Annotated in this window: 6 protein-coding genes; 4 read left to right on the top strand and 2 right to left on the bottom strand. The window is 62.8% G+C overall.

Going from position 1 to position 5082, the window contains the following annotated elements; translation table 11 throughout:
• The coding region (locus ENZ74_RS21295; protein WP_164761111.1) for an ATP-binding cassette domain-containing protein at nt 1-232 on the bottom strand (232 nt) is incomplete at its 3' end.
• A 2-nt stretch (nt 233-234) separates the two neighbouring features.
• Nucleotides 235-1023: an SDR family oxidoreductase gene (locus ENZ74_RS21290; RefSeq protein ID WP_063169479.1), complete on the bottom strand. Its 789-nt coding sequence runs from the start codon at nt 1021-1023 to the stop codon at nt 235-237.
• Nucleotides 1024-1206: 183 nt separating this feature from the next.
• Here ENZ74_RS21290 and ENZ74_RS21285 point away from each other — a divergent pair, with 183 nt between their 5' ends.
• The 4 genes from ENZ74_RS21285 to ENZ74_RS21270 all read left to right on the top strand — a co-directional run.
• Nucleotides 1207-2439 carry a sugar ABC transporter substrate-binding protein gene (locus ENZ74_RS21285; RefSeq protein ID WP_013528982.1) on the top strand — a complete coding sequence of 411 codons (1233 nt, stop codon included), beginning with the start codon at nt 1207-1209 and terminating at the stop codon, nt 2437-2439.
• Nucleotides 2440-2931: 492 nt separating this feature from the next.
• Nucleotides 2932-3801, top strand: coding sequence for a sugar ABC transporter permease (locus tag ENZ74_RS21280; protein ID WP_024504714.1), 870 nt, complete (start codon nt 2932-2934; stop codon nt 3799-3801).
• Nucleotides 3798-4622 carry a carbohydrate ABC transporter permease gene (locus ENZ74_RS21275; RefSeq protein WP_013528984.1) on the top strand — a complete coding sequence of 275 codons (825 nt, stop codon included), beginning with the start codon at nt 3798-3800 and terminating at the stop codon, nt 4620-4622. Before ENZ74_RS21280 ends, ENZ74_RS21275 begins: the two co-directional genes overlap by 4 nt.
• Nucleotides 4623-4646: 24 nt before the next feature.
• Nucleotides 4647-5082, top strand: a 436-nt coding sequence (locus ENZ74_RS21270; protein ID WP_164761110.1) for a M81 family metallopeptidase, incomplete at its 3' end; no start/stop codon positions are given.

Raw genomic sequence — 5082 nt, 5'->3', positions numbered from 1 at the left:
CGATGTGGCGCTGCTGCGGCGGCAGCGCGTTGGCGCGCACGCCGCCGATCAACAGATCGCCGGAAGTGATCGTCTCCAGGCCGGCGAGCATGCGCAGCAAGGTCGACTTGCCGCAGCCGGACGGGCCGACCAGGACGACGAACTCGCCGCTCTTGATATCGAGGCTGATGTTCTCGAGGATCTTGTGCTGCCCGAAGGATTTCGACAGGTCGCGGAACTCGACGTCGGTCATGCTCACGCTCCCAATATGTCGTCGATGAAGGGCAGGCAACCGGCGGTCAGTCCCGCGTCCACGGGCATCACCACGCCTGTTACTCCCGATGCGCGATCGGACGCAAGGAAAGCGACGGCTTCCGCCACTTCCGCAGCGTTGACGATGCGACCGAGCGGATAGAGCCGCTGCAATTTGCCGAGGATTTCGGGATCCTTGGCAAGGCGGTGGTCCCAGGCGGCGGTGCGGATCGATCCGGGGCAGACGACATTGGCGCGCAGGCCGCTGCGGCCGAGCTCGACGGCGATCGCCTTGGCATAGGCGTTGATGCCGGCCTTGGCCGCGGCATAGGCGGGATTGCCGAAATGCGCGATGGCGTTGACCGAGGAGATGAAGACGACGCTGCCGGAGCCACGGCTGGCCATCGCCTTGACCAGCGGATCGGCGAAATTCATCACGCCGGTCAGGTTGAGGTCGAGTTCCTGCTCAATCCTGTCGGGGTTGAGCGCGGGGAGCGTCTCGGCGCGCGTCCAGCCGGCATTGTTGATGAGAATGTCGGGCACACCGTCCCGGTCGAGGATGGCGGCGATCGCTGTGGCTATCGACGCCTTGTCGAGAAGATCGAAGACGTGGCGGGCGGCAAAAAACGGGCTCTTCAACGCCTCGCTCGACTGGTCGCAGCCTACGACCCTGGCGCCCCTTTGCGCCATCAGCGCCACGATGGCCGTGCCGAGGCCGCCGCCCGCACCCGTCACAACGACAGTCTTGCCCTCGAATTCGGCCCTGCCTTCGAGTTCCGTTTGCGAAACCACCGTGCGTCATCCTCCGGGATCTTCGACAGGTCGGATCAGGCCTAGTCCACAAAATGTAATTAAGCAACAGAATAATCTGCTTGCAAGCCTTCAAATCCACGATAATGTAGGAAAGTAACATAAATCTTCTGCTTGGGTAACGAAGAGGCGCGCAGGCGCAAAAATCAAAATGGGAGAGTTCAAATGAGTCTTGCAAAATGGACTGTCGGCCTGATGGCCGGAATGAGCATGCTGGCAATTGCGGCGCAGGCGGATGCGGGCGAGGTGCGGGTCACCGTGGCCGAGTACAGCGCCAAGACTGGCCCATATTTCGACAGCGTCAAGAAGGAATTCGAGGCGGCGAACCCCGGCATCACGGTCAAGTTCGAAGTGGTGCCGTGGGATGTGCTGCTGCAGAAGCTGACCACCGACATCACCGCCGGCACCAATGCCGATCTGTCGATCATCGGCACGCGCTGGCTGATCGACTTCGTCCAGCAGGATGTCGCCGAGCCGCTCGACGGCTACATCAAGCCCGACTTCAAGGACCGCTTCATCGACACCTTCCTGTCGCCCTCGATCATGGATGGCAAGACCTACGGCCTGCCGATCGCTGCCTCGGCGCGCGCCATGTACTACAACAAGGAGCTGTTCGAGAAGGCCGGCATCGCCAAGCCACCGGCAAACTGGACCGAGCTGCAGGAAGATGCGCGCAAGATCAAGGCTCTGGGGTCCGGCACGTTCGGCTTCGGCCTGCAGGGCAAGGAGATCGAGACCGACGTCTATTACTACTATGCGATGTGGTCCTACGGCACGGAAATCCTCAACAAGGACGGCACTTCGGGCCTGAGCACGCCCGGCGCGCTTGAAGCCGCCAAGCTTTACAAGTCGATGATCGACGAAGGCCTGACCGAACCCGGCGTCACCTCCAACAACCGCGAGGACGTGCAGAACCTGTTCAAGCAGGGCAAGGTCGGCATGATGATCACCGCACCCTTCCTGTCCAACCAGATCAAGGACGAGGCGCCGAACCTGAAATACGGCGTTGCGGCCATTCCCGCCGGACCGACCGGCGCGCGCGGCACCTATGGCGTCACCGATTCCATCATCATGTTCAAGAACTCCAAGAACAAGGACGAGGCCTGGAAGCTGCTCGATTTCCTGTTCACCACGGAGCAGCGTGCCAAGTTCACACAGGGCGAAGGCTTCCTGCCGGTGAACAAGGAAGAGGCCAAGATGGACTACTACGTCAACAATGCCGATCTGGCCGCGTTCACCGCTCTGCTGCCCGACGCCCGCTTCGCGCCGGTCATCCCGGGCTGGGAAGAGGTCGCCCAGATCACGTCGGACGCCATGCAGAAGATCTATCTCGGCGGCGACCCCGAGGCAGGCCTGAAGGACGCGGCGGCCAAGGCCAATGCGGTGCTGAAGAAGTAGGGGGGCAGTGCTGAAGGAATAGGGCGTATCTCCCTGCGCCCGTGGCGCGCCCCAGATTCAGGCGGGGCGCGCCACATCTTGCAGCCTCGAGCAGAAAGATAGTTCGTCGATGTCAACGCCGCCCAGCCAGGCTCCTTTCCTCTCCCACCGGAGGGGGGAGAGGTGGCTCGGCGAAGCCGAGACGGAGTGGGGGAACCACCTGGCAGCCACCGCGAACGGATATAGGAAGAGCACCAGGCGCAAGTCTCGCCTTGCGCCCAAGGGGTCGACCCCCACTCCGTCGAGCTTCGCTCGACACCTCTCCCCCGATCGACGGGGGAGAGGAAAGGGGCCCTTCCGCAACTGCTGCGGAGAACGGACGAGCAGGTGAGGGCAGCGCCGACGGTTGCAAGGAATCCTGAAGCGGTGCCCTGAGAAGAACGAGGCCGGACCAAGTCAATCTGTCAAGCCAGCGAAATCCAATCTCCCCGCAACGCGGTACAAAGCCAGCCGATGCAAAATCGTTTCTTGCCCTATCTCCTGACCTTGCCCAGCCTGTTTCTGGCGGCGGTGGTCATCTTCTGGCCGGTCTGGGACCTGATCCAGATCTCGACGCATGACGTCAGCCGCTTCGGCCAGCTTCGTGACTTCAACGACTTCGCCAATTTCGCGGCACTCGCTGCCGATCCCGATTTCACGGCCGCGCTTTGGCGCACCGGCCAATGGACGGTGATGGTGGTCGGCGGCGCGCTTCTCTTGTCGATCCCGGTGGCGATGATCCTCAACACCGATTTCTATGGCCGCGGCATTGCCCGCGTCATCATCATGCTGCCCTGGGCGGTGTCGCTGACCATGACCGCGGTGGTCTGGCGCTGGGCGCTGAGCGGCGAAAGCGGCATGCTCAATTCGGCGCTGATCGGCCTCGGCCTCATCGATCACAACATCCAGTGGCTGGCGAGTGCCGAAACCGCCTTTCCGATGCAAGTGCTGATCGGCATCCTGGTGACGGTGCCGTTCACGACGACGATCTTCCTCGGCGGGCTGTCGTCGATCCCGGACGATCTCTACGAGGCGGCGGCGCTTGAAGGGGCGACGCCGCTGCAGCAGTTCCGCGAAATCACCTTTCCGCTCCTGAAACCGTTCATCAACATCGCCATCGTGCTCAACACCATCTACGTCTTCAATTCCTTCCCGATCATCTGGGTGATGACGCAGGGCGGTCCGGCCAACTCGACCGATATCCTGGTCACCCATCTCTACAAGCTGGCCTTCCGCATCGGCAAGCTGGGCGAAGCATCGGCGGTGTCGCTGGTGATGTTCGCCATCTTGCTGGTCTTCACCATGATCTATGTGCGGCTGGCGATGCGGGAGCAACGCGCATGACGAGCAAGCTCAAGCGTTCGATCATCGCCTGGCTGCTGCTGGCGCCGCTGATCGTGGTGACGCTCTTTCCCTTCGCGGTGATGTTCCTGACCGCAGTCAAGCCGAGACAGGAAGTGCTGTCGCCGACCTGGTGGCCGAGCGAATTCCGCTGGTCGAATTTTTCCGACATGTGGGTGGCGACCGGCTTCGGCCAGGCGTTGCTCAATTCGCTCTACGTGTCTGTGATCGCCACCGTCGGCGCCATCCTGATCTCGGTTCCGGCGGCCTATGCGATGTCGCGCTTCCGCTTTGCCGGCTACGGCGCCTTGCGCCAGTTCCTGCTGATTTCGCAGATGATCTCGCCGATCGTGCTGGTGCTCGGCCTGTTCCGGCTGATGGCGGCCTGGGGCCTGGTCGAGAGCACGACGGCGCTCGGCTTCATCTACATGGCCTTCAACGTCGCCTTCACGGTGTGGATGCTGCAGAGCTATTTCGACACCATCCCGCGCGATCTCGAGGAAGCCGCCTGGATGGAGGGCGCCGGCCGCTGGCTGACCTTGCGCAAGGTGTTCCTGCCGCTCTGCCTGCCGGCGATCGCGGTGACGGCGATCTTCACCTTCATCAACGCCTGGAACGAGTTCGTCGTGGCGCTCACCATGCTGCGCAGCCAGGAAAGCTACACGCTGCCGATCCAGGTGTTTTCGCTGGTCGCCGGCCGCTACACCATCGAATGGCATCACGTCATGGCCGCGACGCTGCTGGCGACCTTGCCGGTGGCCATCCTGTTCATCTGGCTGCAGCGCTACCTCGTCAGGGGCCTGGCGCTCGGGGCGGTCAAATAGCGCCTATTCACGGACGGAGCTTTCATGCGCATTTTCACCGCCTCGCTGGCGACGGAAACCAACACCTTCTCGCCGGTGCCGACCGATAGGGCTTCGTTCGAGATGGCCTTCTATGCCGGGCCAGGCAAGCATCCGGAAACGCCGACGCTGTGCTCCTCGCCGATGGTGGCGCTACGCCGGCGTGCGGTGGCCGAAGGCCTCGACGTCATCGAAGGCACCGCCACCTGGGCGGAGCCGGGCGGCCTGGTGCAGCGGCAGACCTATGAGGCTCTGCGCGACGAGATTCTGGGCCAGCTCAAGGCGGCGCTGCCGGTCGATGCTGTCATCCTCGGCCTGCATGGCGCCATGGTGGCGCAAGGCTATGACGATTGCGAAGGCGATCTGCTCGAACGGGTTCGCGCAATGGTCGGGCCGGAGGTGGTGATCGCCGTGGAACTCGATCCGCACAGCCATCTGACAC

This window comes from Mesorhizobium sp. M7A.F.Ca.CA.002.15.2.1, from assembly GCF_003998715.1.
Taxonomy (GTDB): domain Bacteria; phylum Pseudomonadota; class Alphaproteobacteria; order Rhizobiales; family Rhizobiaceae; genus Mesorhizobium; species Mesorhizobium ciceri.
The sequence above is the reverse complement of the archived record's forward strand: the minus strand, read 5'-3'. Positions and strand labels throughout refer to the sequence as shown.